This is a genomic window from Pseudomonas sp. S2_C11 (genome assembly GCF_054668395.1).
Genome location: NZ_CP162765.1, coordinates 127,501 through 146,405 on the forward strand (window position 1 = coordinate 127,501; position 18,905 = coordinate 146,405).

Consider the following 18,905-nt stretch of genomic DNA (forward strand, 5'->3'; position numbering starts at 1 on the left):
CTTGGCGTTGGTTGTCCAAGTTTAAGGTGGTAGGCTGAGATCTTAGGTAAATCCGGGATCTTAAGGCCGAGAGCTGATGACGAGTGTTCTTTTAGAACACGAAGTGGTTGATGCCATGCTTCCAAGAAAAGCTTCTAAGCTTCAGGTAACCAGGAACCGTACCCCAAACCGACACAGGTGGTTGGGTAGAGAATACCAAGGCGCTTGAGAGAACTCGGGTGAAGGAACTAGGCAAAATGGCACCGTAACTTCGGGAGAAGGTGCGCCGGTGAGGGTGAAGGACTTGCTCCGTAAGCTCATGCCGGTCGAAGATACCAGGCCGCTGCGACTGTTTATTAAAAACACAGCACTCTGCAAACACGAAAGTGGACGTATAGGGTGTGACGCCTGCCCGGTGCCGGAAGGTTAATTGATGGGGTTAGCTAACGCGAAGCTCTTGATCGAAGCCCCGGTAAACGGCGGCCGTAACTATAACGGTCCTAAGGTAGCGAAATTCCTTGTCGGGTAAGTTCCGACCTGCACGAATGGCGTAACGATGGCGGCGCTGTCTCCACCCGAGACTCAGTGAAATTGAAATCGCTGTGAAGATGCAGTGTATCCGCGGCTAGACGGAAAGACCCCGTGAACCTTTACTATAGCTTTGCACTGGACTTTGAATTTGCTTGTGTAGGATAGGTGGGAGGCTTTGAAGCGTGGACGCCAGTTCGCGTGGAGCCATCCTTGAAATACCACCCTGGCAACTTTGAGGTTCTAACTCAGGTCCGTTATCCGGATCGAGGACAGTGTATGGTGGGTAGTTTGACTGGGGCGGTCTCCTCCTAAAGAGTAACGGAGGAGTACGAAGGTGCGCTCAGACCGGTCGGAAATCGGTCGTAGAGTATAAAGGCAAAAGCGCGCTTGACTGCGAGACAGACACGTCGAGCAGGTACGAAAGTAGGTCTTAGTGATCCGGTGGTTCTGTATGGAAGGGCCATCGCTCAACGGATAAAAGGTACTCCGGGGATAACAGGCTGATACCGCCCAAGAGTTCATATCGACGGCGGTGTTTGGCACCTCGATGTCGGCTCATCACATCCTGGGGCTGAAGCCGGTCCCAAGGGTATGGCTGTTCGCCATTTAAAGTGGTACGCGAGCTGGGTTTAGAACGTCGTGAGACAGTTCGGTCCCTATCTGCCGTGGACGTTTGAGATTTGAGAGGGGCTGCTCCTAGTACGAGAGGACCGGAGTGGACGAACCTCTGGTGTTCCGGTTGTCACGCCAGTGGCATTGCCGGGTAGCTATGTTCGGGAAAGATAACCGCTGAAAGCATCTAAGCGGGAAACTTGCCTCAAGATGAGATCTCACTGGAACCTTGAGTTCCCTGAAGGGCCGTCGAAGACTACGACGTTGATAGGTTGGGTGTGTAAGCGCTGTGAGGCGTTGAGCTAACCAATACTAATTGCCCGTGAGGCTTGACCATATAACACCCAAGCAATTTGCTGACCTGAAAAGGCACCAGATTGCGGTGTGTGAAGACGAAACGAACCGAAAGTTCGAAATTCACAAACACCTAGCTGTCACATACCCAATTTGCTGAAGCGAGGCCGTCTGGTCCCGAGTCAGTACCCGAATTTCTTGACGACCATAGAGCGTTGGAACCACCTGATCCCATCCCGAACTCAGCAGTGAAACGATGCATCGCCGATGGTAGTGTGGGGTTTCCCCATGTGAGAGTAGGTCATCGTCAAGATTAAATTCCGAAACCCCAATTGCGAAAGCAGTTGGGGTTTTGTTTTGCCTGCGAGAAATGTGCCCGCTTGATTTCTATGCAACGGCCCGGGGCATGGCTATTATGCGGGCCTCATTGTGAGGCGATACCTGCATGCTGACGTTGTTGAATCTACTGAAGGATGGACGATTCCATTCCGGACAGGACTTGGGCGTTGCCCTGGGAATTAGCCGAAGTGCTGTATGGAAGCAGCTACAACAGCTTGAAGCTGAACTTGGCCTGTCGATCCATAAAGTTCGCGGTCGCGGATATCAATTGTCGGCGCCTCTGATGCTCCTTGATCCTCTTGAAATAACCAGGAAGATGCCGCAATGGCCGGTGCGTGTGTTCGACTCCGTCGACTCGACAAATGCCGAAGCTCTGCGCTCCATCAGTGAGGGCACCCCCGCGCCGTTTTTGGTGCTCGCGGAGCGACAATTGGCAGGCCGTGGTCGTCGAGGCCGCAAGTGGGTGAGCCCATTTGCGGAAAATCTTTATTACAGCCTGGTTCTTCGAATAGATGGCGGCATGCGTCAGCTTGAGGGGTTGAGCCTTGTTGTTGGCTTGGCCGTGATGCAGACCTTGCGAAGCGCCGGCGTGCCCAATGCCGGTTTGAAGTGGCCCAACGATGTTTTGGTGGGTAACAAGAAAATAGCCGGCATCCTGCTCGAACTCGTCGGCGATCCGGCGGATGTATGTCATGTTGTATTGGGTATAGGAATCAACGTGAATATGCAGGTTGCCGATGAGGTCGACCAGCAATGGACTTCTATAAAACTGGAGTCAGGCAAAGCCTGCGATCGCAATGCTCTGGTGGTTGAGTTGAGTAATCAACTCAAAGCTTATACCCATAAACACCAGCTCAACGGGTTCGCAAGTCTGCAGGCAGAATGGGCGGAAAATCATCTGTGGCAGGGTCGATCCGTGTCGTTGATCGCGGGTAACAGCCATATCGATGGGATAGTGCTCGGGATTGATAGCCAAGGCGGGTTGCGCTTGATTGTAGATGGTGTTGAAAAAGTCTTTAGTGGTGGAGAGCTCAGCCTGAGGTTGCGTGATGATTCTTGAGCTTGACTGCGGCAATAGTTTTATCAAATGGCGCGTGCTGGATGCGTCGGCGAGTGGGCTGGTCTCGGAAGGAGTTGTAGATTCCAATCAGGCTTTGCTTGAGAGTCTACGGATCATAAAGTCGCTCTCGCTGCGCAAGTGTCGTTTGGTAAGCGTCAGGACTAACGAGGAAACCAGCGCTTTAACCGAAATGCTTGAGCGCGCGTTCGGTATTCCTATCGTGTGTGCGAAACCCGCCCGCGAGATGTCCGGTGTTCGAAACGGCTATGAAGACTATGAGCGTCTGGGGCTTGATCGCTGGCTGGCGATGCTCGGCGGCTTCCACCTGGCTGCCGGAAGTGCTTGCCTGGTTCTCGATTTCGGTACCGCGGTCACTGCCGATTTTGTCGCGGCTGACGGTGAGCATCTCGGGGGGTTCATTTGTCCTGGTATGCCTTTGATGCGAAACCAGTTGCGCACCCATACCCGTAAAATTCGTTATGGTGATGAAGCAGCAGAGCGCGCCCTTTCCAGTCACGTCCCGGGACAGACCACCGTTGAAGCGGTGGAGCGCGGTTGTTCTTTGATGCTGAGGGGCTTCGTTCTCACTCAATTAGAGCTGGCTCGAGCGTACTGGGGAGAGCAATTCGCCGTCTTTATTACGGGAGGGGATGCCGAGTTGGTTAAAGGCGTCGCGCCTGACGCCAGGGTTGTGCCCGACCTGGTTTTTGTCGGCTTGGCGATGGCTTGTCCCTTGTCTTGAGGTTTATATGCGTTGGTTGTTCCTGCTGCTGGTTGTACTCAATGTTTTTTACTATGTCTGGCATCAGCAGGAAGCGCCCTTGCGAGCCAAAGATGTAACGCCTCTTAATCTGTATCGTGGTTCGCAGCAGGATATCCGTCTGCTGAGCGAAACCGCAGGTGAAGGTCGAAGAGGCGAGGTGGCGCCGCGTCAGCAGTGCTTGTTCCTTGGTGGATTTTCTGACGAAGATTCAATTGCCAGGTTGCAACAGCGTCTGGTGGCGATGAAAGTCAATGTGCAATCCCTGCCGAAAGATGCTGCCGGAAGCGGGTACTGGCTGGCAGCTGCGCCGGACAGCCAGCGTTTGTTGGGCGATCTGCAGTTGCAAAACCTTTCCAAGGAATTCAATGAGTTAAAACATAAAATAATGCTGTGCGAAGGGGTTGCACCTGCTCAATAGTTTGCATAGAATGGCGCCCGCTCCACAGCGAACACCTTAAACGGGATTCGAAGTGAAGCGTGTCAACGCAGCTAACCTCAGGTTTTTAAATGAGAAAATGCTTGACAGGGGTTTGGCATGATATAGAATGCCGGCCTGATTAGGAGGGGTTCCCGAGCGGCCAAAGGGATCAGACTGTAAATCTGACGTCTACGACTTCGAAGGTTCGAATCCTTCTCCCTCCACCAGATTTAAGCGTGAGCTGCAGGCTCCGCGGGTATAGTTTAGTGGTAGAACCTCAGCCTTCCAAGCTGATGATGCGGGTTCGATTCCCGCTACCCGCTCCAAGTTTGCAGGTTGTGCAAAAGGGTTATGCTCTTGTAGCTCAGTTGGTAGAGCACACCCTTGGTAAGGGTGAGGTCAGCGGTTCAAATCCGCTCAAGAGCTCCATATAACAAGGCAGATATGAAAATATCTGCCTTTGTTTTAATGGTTGATATTGTTTGTCTAATTTCTTCTGTAGAGGGTGATATCGATGGCTAAGGAAAAATTTGATCGTTCCCTGCCCCACGTCAACGTTGGGACCATTGGTCACGTTGACCACGGTAAAACCACTCTGACTGCTGCTCTGACTCGCGTTTGCTCCGAAGTTTTCGGTTCTGCAATCGTTGACTTCGACAAGATCGACAGTGCACCAGAAGAAAAAGCTCGCGGTATCACCATCAACACCGCGCACGTTGAGTACAACTCGAAGATCCGTCACTACGCTCACGTTGACTGCCCAGGTCACGCTGACTACGTGAAGAACATGATCACCGGTGCTGCTCAGATGGACGGCGCTATCCTGGTTTGCTCGGCCGCTGATGGTCCGATGCCGCAAACCCGTGAGCACATCCTGCTGTCCCGTCAGGTTGGCGTTCCGTACATCGTGGTCTTCCTGAACAAGGCTGACCTGGTAGACGACGCTGAGCTGCTGGAACTGGTTGAGATGGAAGTTCGTGACCTGCTGTCGACTTACGACTTCCCGGGCGACGACACTCCGATCATCATCGGTTCGGCTCGTATGGCGCTGGAAGGCAAAGACGACAACGAGATGGGCACCACTGCCGTCAAGAAACTGGTTGAAACTCTGGATGCCTACATCCCGGAACCAGTTCGTATGATCGACAAGCCATTCCTGATGCCAATCGAAGACGTATTCTCGATCTCGGGTCGCGGTACTGTTGTGACTGGTCGTATCGAGCGCGGTATCGTTCGCGTTCAGGACCCGCTGGAAATCGTTGGTCTGCGTGACACCACCGTTACTACTTGCACCGGTGTTGAAATGTTCCGCAAGCTGCTCGACGAAGGTCGTGCTGGCGAGAACTGCGGCGTTCTGCTGCGTGGTACAAAGCGTGACGACGTTGAGCGTGGCCAGGTTCTGGTCAAGCCAGGTTCGGTCAAGCCGCACACCAAGTTCACCGCAGAAGTTTACGTTCTGAGCAAGGAAGAAGGTGGTCGTCACACTCCGTTCTTCAAAGGCTATCGTCCACAGTTCTACTTCCGTACTACTGACGTGACTGGTAACTGCGAGCTGCCAGAAGGCGTTGAAATGGTAATGCCAGGTGACAACATTCAGATGACTGTTACCCTGATCAAAACCATCGCGATGGAAGACGGTCTGCGTTTCGCTATCCGTGAAGGCGGTCGTACCGTCGGCGCTGGTGTCGTAGCCAAAATCATCGAATAAGCGGTTGTAATGTATTTTTCGGGCCGGCATAATGGTCGGCCTGATTTTGTTTTAGGTCAGTAGCTCAATTGGCAGAGCGACGGTCTCCAAAACCGTAGGTTGGGGGTTCGATTCCCTCCTGACCTGCCAGATTCACTCGGTGTGTCTGGCTTTCTTTTCACAGGATCTTCATAGATGACTCCTAAAGCTGAAGCTCAAGGCTCTCGCTTCGATCTGCTCAAGTGGCTTGTAGTAGTCGCTTTGGTGGTTGTTGGCGTTGTTGGCAATCAGTATTACGCTGCTTCGCCGATCCTGTACCGTGTACTCGCTTTGCTTGCCATTGCTGCTGTAGCTGCCTTTGTAGGCTTGCAGACCGCGAAGGGCAAGTCTTTCTTTGTGCTGGTTAAGGAAGCTCGCACCGAGATTCGTAAAGTCGTGTGGCCAACTCGCCAAGAAACCACGCAGACCACGCTGATTGTCGTGGCTGTTGTTCTGGTTATGGCGTTGCTGTTGTGGGGTCTTGATTCCCTGCTCGGCTGGCTTGTTTCCTTGATTGTCGGCTAAGGGTGTCCCGTGGCTAAGCGTTGGTATGTTGTGCATGCTTACTCGGGTTACGAGAAGCATGTGATGCGCTCGCTGATCGAGCGCGTAAAGCTGGCTGGCATGGAAGATGGCTTCGGCGAGATTCTGGTTCCCACTGAAGAAGTGGTTGAGATGCGTAACGGCCAGAAGCGCAAAAGCGAACGGAAGTTCTTTCCAGGCTATGTGCTGGTCCAGATGGATATGAACGAGGGTACTTGGCACTTGGTCAAGGATACTCCTCGGGTGATGGGTTTTATCGGCGGTACCGCTGACAAGCCTGCGCCAATTACAGATAAAGAGGCAGAAGCGATTCTGCGTCGCGTTGCTGATGGTAGCGACAAGCCGAAGCCGAAGACTTTGTTCGAGCCGGGCGAGACGGTACGTGTCAATGACGGTCCATTCGCTGATTTCAACGGCGTTGTGGAAGAAGTTAACTACGAAAAGAGCCGGATCCAAGTGGCAGTGCTCATTTTCGGTCGCTCTACTCCGGTGGAGCTCGAGTTCAGTCAGGTCGAGAAGGTCTAACTGGACAAGCAATCCCAACCCCGCAGCCTTAGGCTGTGGGGTTTTGTCGTCACTGGGATAAACGCGCAAGTAACCGGGGAGCCTTTCGAGGCGTTCGAACCCGTAATTGGAGTGCCTCATGGCCAAGAAGATTACCGCTTACATCAAGCTGCAAGTGAAGGCCGCTCAGGCTAACCCAAGTCCACCGGTTGGTCCTGCTCTGGGTCAGCACGGCGTGAACATCATGGAATTCTGCAAGGCTTTTAACGCCCGTACCCAGGGTCTTGAGCCAGGTCTGCCGACTCCAGTGATCATCACTGTCTACAGCGACCGTAGCTTCACTTTCGAAACCAAATCCACCCCTGCTTCGGTTCTGCTGAAGAAGGCGGCCGGTCTGACCAGCGGTTCCGCTCGTCCGAACACCGTTAAGGTTGGCACCGTTACCCGTGCTCAGCTGGAAGAAATCGCGAAAACCAAAAACGCGGATCTGACTGCAGCTGATATGGATGCAGCCGTGCGTACTATCGCCGGTTCTGCTCGTAGCATGGGCCTTAACGTGGAGGGTGTGTAATGGCTAAGCTGACCAAGCGTCAAAAGGCTATCGCCGGCAAAATCGAAGCAGGCAAGGCCTACAACATTGTAGACGCCGCTGCTCTGCTGGCCGAGCTGTCGACTGTCAAGTTCAGCGAGTCGTTCGACGTTGCTGTAAACCTGGGTGTAGACCCGCGTAAATCCGACCAGGTTGTTCGTAGCGCTACTGTGCTGCCACACGGCACTGGCAAGACCGTTCGCGTTGCTGTGTTCACCCAGGGTCCAGCTGCTGAGGCCGCTCTGGCTGCCGGCGCTGATCGTGTAGGTATGGACGACCTGGCTGCCGAAATGAAAGGCGGCGACCTGAACTATGACGTAGTGATCGCATCCCCGGATGCCATGCGCGTTGTAGGTCAGTTGGGTCAGATCCTCGGTCCACGTGGCCTGATGCCTAACCCTAAAGTCGGCACCGTAACTCCAGACGTAGCCAACGCGGTCAAGAACGCCAAGGCTGGTCAGGTTCGTTATCGCACCGACAAAAACGGCATCATCCACACTTCCGTTGGCAAGATCGGCTTCGACGCCGTCAAGCTGAAGGAAAACGTTGAAGCCCTGATCGCTGATCTGAAGCGTATCAAGCCAGCTTCCTCGAAAGGTATTTACGTCAAGCGCGTTACCCTGAGCACCACTATGGGCCCAGGTCTGGTTATCGACCAGAGCTCGCTCGACGCGTAAGACAAAGGTTGGCGCGGATTGTCGCGCCAATTGAAAGATTGGGGTCCCTGCCTGGCGGGGGCTATCCAAGACCGTAGGCGGCGCAAGCCTTAAACCTCAAGCCTACGCAGATGGTGCTCCCGGTTCCTTACCGAATCAGACACCAAAACGACATTCGGTTCCGATCGAATGAAACGGTAACAAGCAGGAGTTAAACCCGTGGCAATTAATCTCGAAGACAAGAAGGCCATCGTCGCTGAAGTCAACGAGGCTGCCAAAGTCGCTCTGTCCGCTGTCGTGGTTGATGCACGTGGCGTAACAGTAGGCGCAATGACCGGACTCCGTAAAGAGGCTCGTGAAGCTGGCGTTTACGTACGTGTTGTACGTAACACCCTGCTCAAGCGCGCTGTTGCTGACACTCAATACAGTGTCCTCAACGACGTGTTCACCGGCCCGACCCTGATTGCATTCTCGAACGAACATCCGGGCGCTGCTGCCCGTATCTTCAAAGAGTTTGCCAAGGGTCAGGACAAGTTCGAGATCAAGGCAGCTGCGTTCGAGGGCAAGTTCCTCGCAGCTAATCAGATCGACGTACTGGCAACTCTGCCGACCCGTGACGAAGCAATTTCTCAGCTGATGAGCGTGATTCAAGGCGCAACCAGCAAATTGGCTCGTACTCTGGCGGCAATTCGCGACCAGAAAGAAGCTGCCGCAGCCTAAGGCTCGTCACTTTTCGCGTTTTTTGTTTATTTCGATGGTCGCGTAGGCCGTCCCCCAATTCAGGAATTGAGTCATGTCTCTGACTAACGAACAAATCATCGAAGCAATCGGCCAGAAATCCGTAGTGGAAATCGTTGAGCTGATCAAAGCGATGGAAGAAACCTTCGGTGTTACCGCTGCTGCCGCTTCGGCTGGCCCAGCTGTAGCTGCTGCTGCTGTTGAAGAGCAAACCGAGTTCAACGTTGTTCTGCTGGAAGCTGGCGAGAAGAAGGTTAACGTGATCAAGGCAGTTCGTGAGCTGACTGGTCTGGGCCTGAAAGAAGCCAAAGAGAAAGTAGACGGCGCTCCTCAGGTTGTAGCTGAAGGCGTTTCGAAAGAAGCGGCTGAAGACGCCAAGAAGAAGCTGGAAGAAGCAGGCGCTAAAGTCGAGCTGAAGTAAGCATCGACTTTGCTCCTCCAGCCCGAGCGTCAAGCGACAGGCTGATGGCTGGTGGCTCTTGCCACCGGCCTTTTTCCGTTATTGGCAGCCGACTGGGTCGGTGCTGATAAAGGCGCTGTAACCACCCGATGCGGTGGCGCAAACCATGGGGTTTGCACGATTTTCTGGCTGCTCCCGTCGGGAGGGGCCAAACAAGCAGGTGACCAAGCTGGGGAACGCTGATGGCTTACTCATATACTGAGAAAAAACGTATCCGCAAGGACTTTAGCAAGTTGCCGGACGTCATGGATGTGCCTTACCTCCTGGCCATCCAGCTGGATTCGTATCGTGAATTCTTGCAAGCGGGAGCGACTAAAGATCAGTTCCGCGACGTGGGCCTGCATGCGGCCTTCAAATCCGTTTTCCCGATCATCAGCTACTCCGGCAATGCTGCGCTGGAGTACGTCGGTTATCGCCTGGGCGAACCGGCATTTGATGTCAAAGAATGCGTATTGCGCGGTGTAACTTTCGCCGTACCTTTGCGGGTAAAAGTGCGCCTGATCATCTTCGACAAAGAATCGTCGAACAAAGCGATCAAGGACATCAAAGAGCAAGAAGTCTACATGGGTGAAATCCCCCTGATGACTGAGAACGGTACCTTCGTAATCAACGGTACCGAGCGTGTTATCGTTTCCCAGCTGCACCGTTCCCCGGGCGTGTTCTTCGACCACGACCGCGGCAAGACGCACAGCTCCGGCAAACTGCTGTACTCGGCTCGCATCATTCCTTACCGCGGTTCGTGGCTGGACTTCGAATTCGACCCGAAAGACTGTGTCTTCGTGCGTATCGACCGTCGTCGCAAACTGCCGGCTTCGGTACTGCTGCGCGCACTCGGTTACACCACCGAAGAGGTGCTGGACGCGTTCTATACCACCAACGTATTCCACCTGAGCGGCGAAACCCTCAGCCTGGAACTGGTGCCATCGCGCCTGCGTGGTGAAGTTGCGGTTCTGGACATCCAGGACGAGAAGGGCAAGGTCATCGTTGAGCAAGGCCGCCGTATTACCGCGCGCCACATCAACCAGATCGAGAAAGCCGGTATCAAGACGCTGGACGTGCCACTGGACTACGTCCTCGGCCGCACCACCGCCAAGGCTATCGTGCACCCGGCTACCGGCGAAATCCTGGCCGAATGCAACACCGAGCTGAACACTGAAGTCCTGGCAAAGATCGCCAAGGCCCAGGTGGTTCGCATCGAGACCCTGTACACCAACGACATCGACTGCGGTCCGTTCGTCTCCGACACGCTGAAGATCGACTCCACCAGCAACCAATTGGAAGCGCTGGTCGAGATCTATCGCATGATGCGTCCAGGCGAGCCGCCAACCAAAGACGCTGCCGAGACCCTGTTCAACAACCTGTTCTTCAGCCCTGAGCGTTATGACCTGTCTGCGGTCGGCCGGATGAAGTTCAACCGTCGTATCGGTCGTACCGAGATCGAAGGTTCGGGCGTGCTGTGCAAGGAAGACATCGTCGCGGTCCTGAAGACTCTGGTCGACATCCGCAACGGTAAAGGCATCGTCGATGACATCGACCACTTGGGTAACCGTCGTGTTCGCTGCGTAGGCGAAATGGCCGAGAACCAGTTCCGCGTTGGCCTGGTACGTGTTGAGCGTGCGGTCAAAGAGCGTCTGTCGATGGCTGAAAGCGAAGGCCTGATGCCGCAAGACCTGATCAACGCCAAGCCAGTGGCTGCGGCGGTGAAAGAGTTCTTCGGTTCCAGCCAGCTGTCGCAGTTCATGGACCAGAACAACCCGCTGTCCGAGATCACCCACAAGCGTCGTGTCTCTGCACTCGGCCCTGGCGGTCTGACTCGTGAGCGCGCAGGCTTCGAAGTCCGTGACGTACACCCGACTCACTACGGTCGTGTCTGCCCGATTGAAACGCCGGAAGGTCCGAACATCGGCCTGATCAACTCCCTGGCTGCGTACGCTCGCACCAACCAGTACGGCTTCCTGGAAAGCCCGTACCGCGTGGTGAAAGAGGGTGTGGTCACCGACGAGATCGTGTTCCTGTCCGCTATTGAAGAAGCCGATCACGTGATCGCGCAGGCTTCGGCGACCATGAACGAGCAGAAAGTCCTGATCGACGAACTGGTTGCCGTACGTCACCTGAACGAATTCACCGTCAAGGCGCCGGAAGACGTCACCCTGATGGACGTTTCGCCGAAGCAGGTTGTGTCGGTTGCAGCGTCGCTGATTCCGTTCCTTGAGCACGACGACGCCAACCGTGCGTTGATGGGTTCGAACATGCAGCGTCAGGCTGTACCGACTCTGCGCGCTGACAAGCCGCTGGTAGGTACCGGCATGGAGCGTAACGTAGCCCGTGACTCCGGCGTTTGCGTCGTGGCTCGTCGTGGTGGCGTGATCGACTCCGTCGACGCCAGCCGTATCGTGGTTCGTGTTGCCGATGACGAAGTTGAAACCGGTGAAGCCGGTGTCGACATCTACAACCTGACCAAATACACCCGCTCGAACCAGAACACCTGCATCAACCAGCGTCCGCTGGTACGTAAAGGTGATCGGGTTCAGCGTAGCGACATCATGGCCGACGGCCCGTCCACCGACATGGGTGAGCTGGCACTGGGTCAGAACATGCGCATCGCGTTCATGGCATGGAACGGCTTCAACTTCGAAGACTCCATCTGCCTGTCCGAGCGTGTTGTTCAGGAAGACCGTTTCACCACGATCCACATTCAGGAACTGACCTGTGTGGCCCGTGACACCAAGCTTGGCCCAGAGGAAATCACTGCGGACATCCCGAACGTGGGTGAAGCTGCACTGAACAAGCTGGACGAAGCCGGTATCGTATACGTAGGTGCTGAAGTAGGCGCAGGCGACATCCTGGTGGGTAAGGTCACTCCGAAAGGCGAGACCCAACTGACTCCGGAAGAAAAACTGCTGCGTGCAATCTTCGGTGAAAAAGCCAGCGACGTTAAAGACACCTCCCTGCGCGTGCCAACCGGCACCAAAGGTACTGTCATCGACGTACAGGTCTTCACCCGCGACGGCGTTGAGCGTGATGCTCGTGCACTGTCGATCGAGAAGTCCCAGCTGGACGAGATCCGCAAGGATCTGAACGAAGAGTTCCGCATCGTTGAAGGCGCGACTTTCGAACGTCTGCGTTCCGCACTGGTAGGCCACAAGGCCGAAGGCGGCGCCGGCCTGAAGAAAGGTCAGGACATCACCGACGAAGTACTCGACGGTCTTGAGCACGGCCAGTGGTTCAAACTGCGCATGGCTGAAGATGCGCTGAACGAGCAGCTCGAGAAGGCTCAGGCCTACATCGTTGATCGTCGCCGTCTGCTGGACGACAAGTTCGAAGACAAGAAGCGCAAACTGCAGCAGGGCGATGACCTGGCTCCAGGCGTGCTGAAAATCGTCAAGGTTTACCTGGCAATCCGTCGCCGCATCCAGCCGGGCGACAAGATGGCCGGTCGTCACGGTAACAAGGGTGTGGTCTCCGTGATCATGCCGGTTGAAGACATGCCGCACGATGCCAATGGCACCCCGGTCGACGTAGTCCTCAACCCGCTGGGCGTACCTTCGCGTATGAACGTTGGTCAGATTCTCGAAACCCACCTGGGCCTCGCGGCCAAAGGTCTGGGCGAGAAGATCAACCGGATGGTCGAAGAGCAGCGTAAAGTCGCTGAACTGCGCACTTTCCTGGACGAGATCTACAACCAGATCGGCGGTCGTAACGAAGATCTGGACAGCTTCTCCGATCAGGAAATCCTCGATCTGGCGAACAACCTGCGTGGCGGCGTTCCAATGGCCACTCCAGTGTTCGACGGCGCCAAGGAAAGCGAAATCAAGGCCATGCTGAAACTGGCAGACCTGCCGGAAAGCGGCCAGATGCAGCTGACCGACGGCCGTACCGGCAACAAGTTCGAGCGTCCAGTTACCGTTGGCTACATGTACATGCTGAAGCTGAACCACTTGGTAGACGACAAGATGCACGCGCGTTCTACCGGTTCTTACAGCCTGGTTACCCAGCAGCCGCTGGGTGGTAAGGCGCAGTTCGGTGGTCAGCGTTTCGGGGAGATGGAGGTCTGGGCACTGGAAGCATACGGTGCTGCTTACACTCTGCAAGAAATGCTCACAGTGAAGTCGGACGATGTGAACGGCCGTACCAAGATGTACAAGAACATCGTGGATGGCGATCACCGTATGGAGCCGGGCATGCCCGAGTCCTTCAACGTGTTGATCAAGGAAATTCGTTCCCTCGGCATCGATATCGATCTGGAAACCGAATAACACGTGACGCGAATCGAGAGCGGGGCAGGATTGCCCGCTCTCTGCTCCGCCAGGAGGAAAGGCCTTGAAAGACCTACTGAATTTGCTGAAAAACCAGGGTCAAGTCGAAGAGTTCGACGCCATCCGTATCGGATTGGCCTCGCCGGAGATGATCCGTTCGTGGTCGTTCGGTGAAGTTAAAAAGCCGGAAACCATCAACTACCGTACGTTCAAACCTGAGCGTGACGGCCTGTTCTGCGCCAAGATCTTTGGCCCGGTAAAGGATTACGAGTGCCTGTGCGGTAAGTACAAGCGCTTGAAGCACCGTGGTGTGATCTGCGAGAAGTGCGGCGTTGAAGTTGCACTGGCCAAGGTTCGTCGTGAGCGCATGGCGCACATCGAGCTGGCTTCGCCGGTTGCCCACATCTGGTTCCTGAAGTCGCTGCCGTCCCGTATCGGCCTGCTGATGGACATGACCCTGCGTGATATCGAGCGCGTTCTCTACTTCGAGAGCTATGTCGTTATCGATCCAGGCATGACCACCCTTGAAAAAGGTCAGCTGCTGAACGACGAACAGTACTTCGAAGCGCTTGAAGAGTTCGGAGACGATTTCGACGCCCGCATGGGTGCCGAAGCTGTCCGTGAACTGCTGCACGCTATCGACCTGGAGCACGAGATTGGCCGTCTGCGCGAAGAGATTCCGCAAACCAACTCGGAAACCAAGATCAAGAAGCTGTCCAAGCGTCTGAAGTTGATGGAAGCCTTCCAGGGTTCCGGCAACCTGCCAGAGTGGATGGTGCTGACCGTTCTGCCGGTTCTGCCGCCAGATCTGCGTCCACTGGTCCCGCTGGATGGCGGTCGTTTCGCGACCTCCGACCTCAACGATCTGTATCGTCGAGTGATCAACCGTAACAACCGTTTGAAGCGCCTGCTGGATCTGTCGGCTCCGGACATCATCGTGCGCAACGAAAAGCGCATGTTGCAGGAAGCTGTCGATGCACTGCTCGACAACGGTCGTCGTGGCCGCGCTATCACCGGTTCCAACAAGCGTCCTCTGAAATCCCTGGCTGACATGATCAAGGGTAAGCAGGGTCGTTTCCGTCAGAACTTGCTCGGTAAGCGTGTTGACTACTCCGGTCGTTCGGTAATTACCGTAGGCCCGACCCTGCGTCTGCACCAGTGCGGTCTGCCGAAGAAGATGGCTCTCGAGCTGTTCAAGCCGTTCATTTTCGGCAAGCTGGAAATGCGTGGTCTGGCGACCACCATCAAAGCGGCCAAGAAAATGGTCGAGCGCGAACTGCCAGAGGTTTGGGACGTTCTAGCTGAAGTGATTCGCGAACACCCGGTTCTTCTCAACCGTGCACCAACCCTTCACCGTCTGGGTATCCAGGCGTTTGAACCGGTACTGATCGAAGGTAAGGCTATCCAGCTGCACCCGCTGGTCTGCGCCGCGTACAACGCTGACTTCGACGGCGACCAAATGGCCGTGCACGTACCGCTGACACTGGAAGCCCAGCTCGAAGCGCGTGCGTTGATGATGTCGACCAACAACATTCTGTCGCCAGCCAACGGTGAGCCAATCATCGTTCCGTCGCAGGACGTTGTATTGGGTCTGTACTACATGACTCGTGAAGCGATCAACGCCAAGGGCGAAGGTCGTGTGTTCGCGGATCTGCAGGAAGTCGACCGTGTGTTCCGTGCCGGCGAAGCCGCACTGCACGCCAAGGTCAAGGTTCGTATCAACGAAACCGTCAACGACCGTGACGGCAACAGCGTGAGCGGTACCCGTATCGTCGACACCACTGTCGGCCGTGCGCTGCTGTTCCAGGTTGTGCCGAAAGGTCTGTCGTTCGACGTCGTCAACCTGCCGATGAAGAAAAAGGCGATCTCCAAGCTGATCAACCAGTGCTACCGCGTGGTTGGTCTGAAAGAGACCGTGATCTTCGCTGACCAGTTGATGTACACCGGTTTCGCTTACTCGACCATCTCCGGCGTTTCGATCGGTGTTAACGACTTCGTTATCCCGGATGAAAAAGCCCGCATCATCGGTGCAGCCACCGACGAAGTGAAAGAAATCGAGAGTCAGTACGCCTCCGGCCTGGTAACCCAGGGCGAGAAGTACAACAAAGTGATCGACCTCTGGTCGAAAGCGAACGACGAAGTTTCCAAGGCGATGATGGCCAACCTCTCGAAAGAGAAAGTCATCGACCGTCACGGCGACGAAGTCGACCAAGAGTCTTTCAACTCGATGTACATGATGGCCGACTCGGGTGCGCGGGGTTCCGCAGCACAGATTCGTCAGCTGGCCGGTATGCGTGGTCTGATGGCCAAGCCGGACGGTTCCATCATTGAAACGCCGATTACTGCGAACTTCCGTGAAGGTTTGAGCGTACTTCAGTACTTCATCTCGACTCACGGTGCTCGTAAAGGTCTGGCGGATACCGCGTTGAAAACTGCGAACTCCGGTTACCTGACTCGTCGTCTGGTAGACGTGGCGCAGGATCTGGTAGTAACCGAGATCGATTGCGGCACCGAACACGGTCTGCTGATGACTCCGCACATTGAAGGCGGTGACGTTGTAGAGCCGTTGGGTGAGCGCGTATTGGGTCGTGTGATTGCCCGTGACGTGTTCAAGCCGGGTACCGAGGACGTTATCGTTCCTGCTGGCACTCTGGTTGACGAGAAGTGGGTCGAGTTCATCGAGCTGAACAGCATCGACGAAGTGATCGTGCGTTCGCCGATCAGCTGCGAAACCCGCTACGGCATCTGCGCCAAGTGCTACGGCCGTGATCTGGCTCGTGGTCACCAGGTGAACATCGGTGAAGCGGTCGGCGTTATCGCTGCCCAGTCCATCGGTGAGCCGGGTACCCAGCTGACCATGCGTACGTTCCACATCGGTGGTGCGGCAAGCCGTACTTCCGCAGCCGACAGCGTTCAGGTGAAGAATGGCGGTACCGTCCGTCTGCACAACCTGAAGCACGTTGAGCGAGTGGATGGCCATCTGGTTGCTGTGTCCCGTTCCGGTGAGCTGGCAATCGCGGACGATTTCGGTCGTGAGCGCGAGCGTTACAAGCTGCCGTACGGTGCTGTGATTTCGGTTAAAGAAGGTGACAAGGTCGACGCTGGCGCAATCGTGGCCAAGTGGGATCCGCACACTCACCCGATCGTTACCGAAATGAAAGGTACCGTGACCTACGTGGGCATGGAAGAAGGCATCACGATCAAGCGTCAGACTGACGAATTGACCGGTATGACCAACATTGAAGTACTCGACGCGAAAGATCGTCCAGCTGCCGGCAAGGAAATCCGTCCAGCAGTGAAGATGGTCGACGACAACGGCAAGGATCTGTTGCTGCCAGGCACTGACGTTATCGCTCAGTACTTCCTGCCAGCCAACGCCCTGGTCGGTGTGGCTGACGGTGCGAAGATTGCGATCGGTGATGTTATCGCTCGTATCCCGCAGGAAACTTCGAAGACCCGTGACATCACCGGTGGTCTGCCGCGTGTTGCCGACCTGTTTGAAGCGCGTCGTCCGAAAGAAGCGTCGATTCTGGCTGAAGTCAGCGGCACCATCGCGTTCGGTAAAGAGACCAAGGGCAAGCGCCGTCTGGTCATTACCCCGAACGACGGTAGCGATCCGTACGAAGAGCTGATTCCGAAGTGGCGTCACCTGAACGTCTTCGAAGGCGAACAGGTAAACCGCGGCGAAGTTATCTCCGACGGTCCAAGCGATCCGCACGACATCCTGCGTCTGCTGGGTGTAAGCGCGCTGGCCAAGTACATCGTCAACGAGATCCAGGACGTTTATCGTCTGCAAGGCGTGAAGATCAACGACAAGCACATCGAGACCATCCTGCGTCAGATGCTGCGTAAAGTTGAGATCTCCGAATCCGGCGATTCCAGCTTCATCAAGGGCGACCAGATGGAACTGACTCACGTTCTGGTAGAGAACGAGCGTCTGAGCGCGGAAGACAAGTTTGTCTCCAAGTTTACTCGCGTTCTGCTGGGTATCACCAAGGCGTCGTTGTCCACCGAATCGTTCATCTCGGCGGCTTCCTTCCAGGAAACCACCCGCGTACTGACCGAAGCGGCAGTCACCGGCAAGCGCGATTACCTGCGCGGCCTGAAAGAAAACGTAGTCGTGGGTCGTCTGATCCCGGCCGGTACCGGTCTTGCCTATCACAGCGAGCGCAAGCGTCGCCGTGATGCCGACAAGCCGTTGCGCGTAAGCGCCAGTGAAGTGGAAGCTGCACTGACCGAAGCGCTGAACTCGAGCGGTAACTGAGTTCTGCGATAAACGAGAGTGAGGCCCTGATCGCTCCGTTCGTCGAATCGAGACATCAAGTCAAGGTTCGATGGGCGGGGAGGTCGGGGCCTTGCCTTGACTGGAATCAAGATCCTCTTTAGACTCTTGATCCCCTAAATTTGGCGGGAATTCGTTCCTGCCATTTTGCTTTTCTTGCAAGACAATAGCGTCGCAAGACAACAGTGGAGCTAGTAGATGGCAACTATCAACCAGCTGGTACGTCAGCCGCGTAAGCGTATCGTCGAGAAATCCGACGTACCTGCGCTGCAGAACTGCCCGCAACGTCGTGGCGTGTGCACCCGTGTGTACACCACCACGCCGAAAAAACCTAACTCGGCACTGCGTAAAGTATGCCGTGTGCGTCTGACCAACGGTTTCGAGGTTTCCTCGTACATCGGTGGTGAAGGCCACAACCTGCAAGAGCACAGCGTGGTACTGATCCGCGGCGGTCGTGTAAAAGACTTGCCAGGTGTTCGTTACCACACCGTTCGCGGCTCCTTGGATACTTCCGGCGTTAAAGGCCGTAACCAGGGTCGTTCGAAGTACGGTACCAAGCGTCCGAAGTAATCGGCCGTTTTGCAGATTTTTATTTTATTGAGTCGATAAGAGTAAGGTCGGGCACGCATCCTCTGGATCTGTCCCGAGCTAACCTGAAGACCGCTTGAGGGCTTATCATGCCAAGACGTCGCGTAGCAGCAAAGCGTGAGATTCTGGACGATCCGAAATACGGAAGCCAGATCCTCGCCAAATTCATGAACCACGTTATGGAAAGCGGCAAGAAAGCCGTTGCCGAGCGTATCGTTTATGGTGCCCTGGAAACCGTTGCGGCCCGTAAGGCTGGCACCGATCCCCTGGAACTCTTCGAAAAAGCACTCGACGCCATCGCTCCGCTGGTCGAAGTGAAGTCGCGCCGCGTTGGTGGTGCTACTTACCAGGTTCCGGTCGAGGTTCGTCCTTCCCGTCGTAACGCTCTGGCAATGCGCTGGTTGGTAGACTTCGCCCGTAAGCGCGGCGAGAAGTCTATGGCTCTGCGTTTGGCTGGCGAACTGCTGGATGCTGCTGAAGGTAAAGGTGCTGCTGTTAAGAAGCGTGAAGACGTGCACCGTATGGCCGAAGCTAACAAAGCTTTCTCGCACTACCGCTTCTAATTTT

The 18,905-nt window shown here is 55.4% G+C and carries 14 protein-coding genes, 4 tRNA genes and 2 rRNA genes (1 of these 20 running past the window's edge); all 20 read left to right on the plus strand.

Annotation, left to right across the window (positions count from 1 at the left end):
- Nucleotides 1-1,459, plus strand: a 23S ribosomal RNA gene (locus tag AB4N48_RS00565) (it extends 1,435 nt beyond the left edge of the window).
- Nucleotides 1,460-1,613: 154 nt separating this feature from the next.
- Nucleotides 1,614-1,729 (plus strand): 5S ribosomal RNA (gene rrf, locus AB4N48_RS00570).
- Nucleotides 1,730-1,861: 132 nt separating this feature from the next.
- Nucleotides 1,862-2,815 carry a bifunctional biotin--[acetyl-CoA-carboxylase] ligase/biotin operon repressor BirA gene (birA, locus tag AB4N48_RS00575; protein ID WP_460094625.1) on the plus strand — a complete coding sequence of 318 codons (954 nt, stop codon included), beginning with the start codon at nt 1,862-1,864 and terminating at the stop codon, nt 2,813-2,815.
- Nucleotides 2,805-3,557: a pantothenate kinase gene (locus tag AB4N48_RS00580; protein ID WP_460094626.1), complete on the plus strand. Its 753-nt coding sequence runs from the start codon at nt 2,805-2,807 to the stop codon at nt 3,555-3,557. The genes birA and AB4N48_RS00580 overlap by 11 nt, the downstream gene beginning before the upstream one ends.
- 7 nt (nt 3,558-3,564) lie before the next feature.
- Nucleotides 3,565-3,996 carry a hypothetical protein gene (locus AB4N48_RS00585; RefSeq protein ID WP_095181969.1) on the plus strand — a complete coding sequence of 144 codons (432 nt, stop codon included), beginning with the start codon at nt 3,565-3,567 and terminating at the stop codon, nt 3,994-3,996.
- Nucleotides 3,997-4,138: 142 nt separating this feature from the next.
- Nucleotides 4,139-4,223, plus strand: a tRNA-Tyr gene (locus AB4N48_RS00590).
- 25 nt (nt 4,224-4,248) lie between these two features.
- Nucleotides 4,249-4,322 (plus strand) — tRNA-Gly (locus AB4N48_RS00595).
- Nucleotides 4,323-4,349: 27 nt separating this feature from the next.
- Nucleotides 4,350-4,425 (plus strand) — tRNA-Thr (locus AB4N48_RS00600).
- 85 nt (nt 4,426-4,510) lie between these two features.
- Nucleotides 4,511-5,704: an elongation factor Tu gene (gene tuf, locus AB4N48_RS00605; protein WP_064361246.1), complete on the plus strand. Its 1,194-nt coding sequence runs from the start codon at nt 4,511-4,513 to the stop codon at nt 5,702-5,704.
- Nucleotides 5,705-5,757: 53 nt separating this feature from the next.
- A tRNA-Trp gene (locus AB4N48_RS00610) sits at nt 5,758-5,833 on the plus strand.
- A 45-nt stretch (nt 5,834-5,878) separates the two neighbouring features.
- Nucleotides 5,879-6,247, plus strand: coding sequence for a preprotein translocase subunit SecE (gene secE / locus AB4N48_RS00615; RefSeq protein WP_016772937.1), 369 nt, complete (start codon nt 5,879-5,881; stop codon nt 6,245-6,247).
- A 9-nt stretch (nt 6,248-6,256) separates the two neighbouring features.
- Nucleotides 6,257-6,790, plus strand: coding sequence for a transcription termination/antitermination protein NusG (nusG, locus tag AB4N48_RS00620; protein ID WP_007957598.1), 534 nt, complete (start codon nt 6,257-6,259; stop codon nt 6,788-6,790).
- A 118-nt stretch (nt 6,791-6,908) separates the two neighbouring features.
- Nucleotides 6,909-7,340: a 50S ribosomal protein L11 gene (gene rplK, locus AB4N48_RS00625; RefSeq protein ID WP_003176435.1), complete on the plus strand. Its 432-nt coding sequence runs from the start codon at nt 6,909-6,911 to the stop codon at nt 7,338-7,340.
- Nucleotides 7,340-8,035, plus strand: coding sequence for a 50S ribosomal protein L1 (gene rplA, locus AB4N48_RS00630; RefSeq protein WP_024014523.1), 696 nt, complete (start codon nt 7,340-7,342; stop codon nt 8,033-8,035). Before rplK ends, rplA begins: the two co-directional genes overlap by 1 nt.
- 198 nt (nt 8,036-8,233) lie before the next feature.
- On the plus strand, nt 8,234-8,734 hold the full coding sequence (gene rplJ, locus AB4N48_RS00635; RefSeq protein WP_008081912.1) for a 50S ribosomal protein L10: 501 nt from the start codon (nt 8,234-8,236) through the stop codon (nt 8,732-8,734).
- Between the two features lie 73 nt (nt 8,735-8,807).
- Nucleotides 8,808-9,173: a 50S ribosomal protein L7/L12 gene (gene rplL, locus AB4N48_RS00640; RefSeq protein ID WP_007962228.1), complete on the plus strand. Its 366-nt coding sequence runs from the start codon at nt 8,808-8,810 to the stop codon at nt 9,171-9,173.
- A 221-nt stretch (nt 9,174-9,394) separates the two neighbouring features.
- Nucleotides 9,395-13,468 carry a DNA-directed RNA polymerase subunit beta gene (rpoB, locus tag AB4N48_RS00645; RefSeq protein ID WP_016772939.1) on the plus strand — a complete coding sequence of 1,358 codons (4,074 nt, stop codon included), beginning with the start codon at nt 9,395-9,397 and terminating at the stop codon, nt 13,466-13,468.
- Nucleotides 13,469-13,532: 64 nt separating this feature from the next.
- Nucleotides 13,533-17,732 (plus strand): DNA-directed RNA polymerase subunit beta', encoded by a 4,200-nt coding sequence (gene rpoC / locus AB4N48_RS00650; RefSeq protein WP_016772940.1) that lies wholly within the window; start codon nt 13,533-13,535, stop codon nt 17,730-17,732.
- 216 nt (nt 17,733-17,948) lie between these two features.
- Nucleotides 17,949-18,320, plus strand: a complete 372-nt coding sequence (gene rpsL / locus AB4N48_RS00655; RefSeq protein ID WP_003186084.1) for a 30S ribosomal protein S12 — start codon at nt 17,949-17,951, stop codon at nt 18,318-18,320.
- 107 nt (nt 18,321-18,427) lie between these two features.
- On the plus strand, nt 18,428-18,901 hold the full coding sequence (rpsG, locus tag AB4N48_RS00660) for a 30S ribosomal protein S7 (RefSeq protein WP_016772941.1): 474 nt from the start codon (nt 18,428-18,430) through the stop codon (nt 18,899-18,901).
- Nucleotides 18,902-18,905: the final 4 nt, after the last annotated feature.

Coding starts and splice junctions, on each gene's coding strand:
- birA (WP_460094625.1), top strand. CDS start 1,862: ATGCTGACGTTGTTGAATCTACTGAAGGATGGACGATTCCATTCCGGA.
- AB4N48_RS00580 (WP_460094626.1), top strand. CDS start 2,805: ATGATTCTTGAGCTTGACTGCGGCAATAGTTTTATCAAATGGCGCGTG.
- AB4N48_RS00585 (WP_095181969.1), top strand. CDS start 3,565: ATGCGTTGGTTGTTCCTGCTGCTGGTTGTACTCAATGTTTTTTACTAT.
- tuf (WP_064361246.1), top strand. CDS start 4,511: ATGGCTAAGGAAAAATTTGATCGTTCCCTGCCCCACGTCAACGTTGGG.
- secE (WP_016772937.1), top strand. CDS start 5,879: ATGACTCCTAAAGCTGAAGCTCAAGGCTCTCGCTTCGATCTGCTCAAG.
- rplK (WP_003176435.1), top strand. CDS start 6,909: ATGGCCAAGAAGATTACCGCTTACATCAAGCTGCAAGTGAAGGCCGCT.
- rplA (WP_024014523.1), top strand. CDS start 7,340: ATGGCTAAGCTGACCAAGCGTCAAAAGGCTATCGCCGGCAAAATCGAA.
- rplL (WP_007962228.1), top strand. CDS start 8,808: ATGTCTCTGACTAACGAACAAATCATCGAAGCAATCGGCCAGAAATCC.
- rpoB (WP_016772939.1), top strand. CDS start 9,395: ATGGCTTACTCATATACTGAGAAAAAACGTATCCGCAAGGACTTTAGC.
- rpsL (WP_003186084.1), top strand. CDS start 17,949: ATGGCAACTATCAACCAGCTGGTACGTCAGCCGCGTAAGCGTATCGTC.
- rpsG (WP_016772941.1), top strand. CDS start 18,428: ATGCCAAGACGTCGCGTAGCAGCAAAGCGTGAGATTCTGGACGATCCG.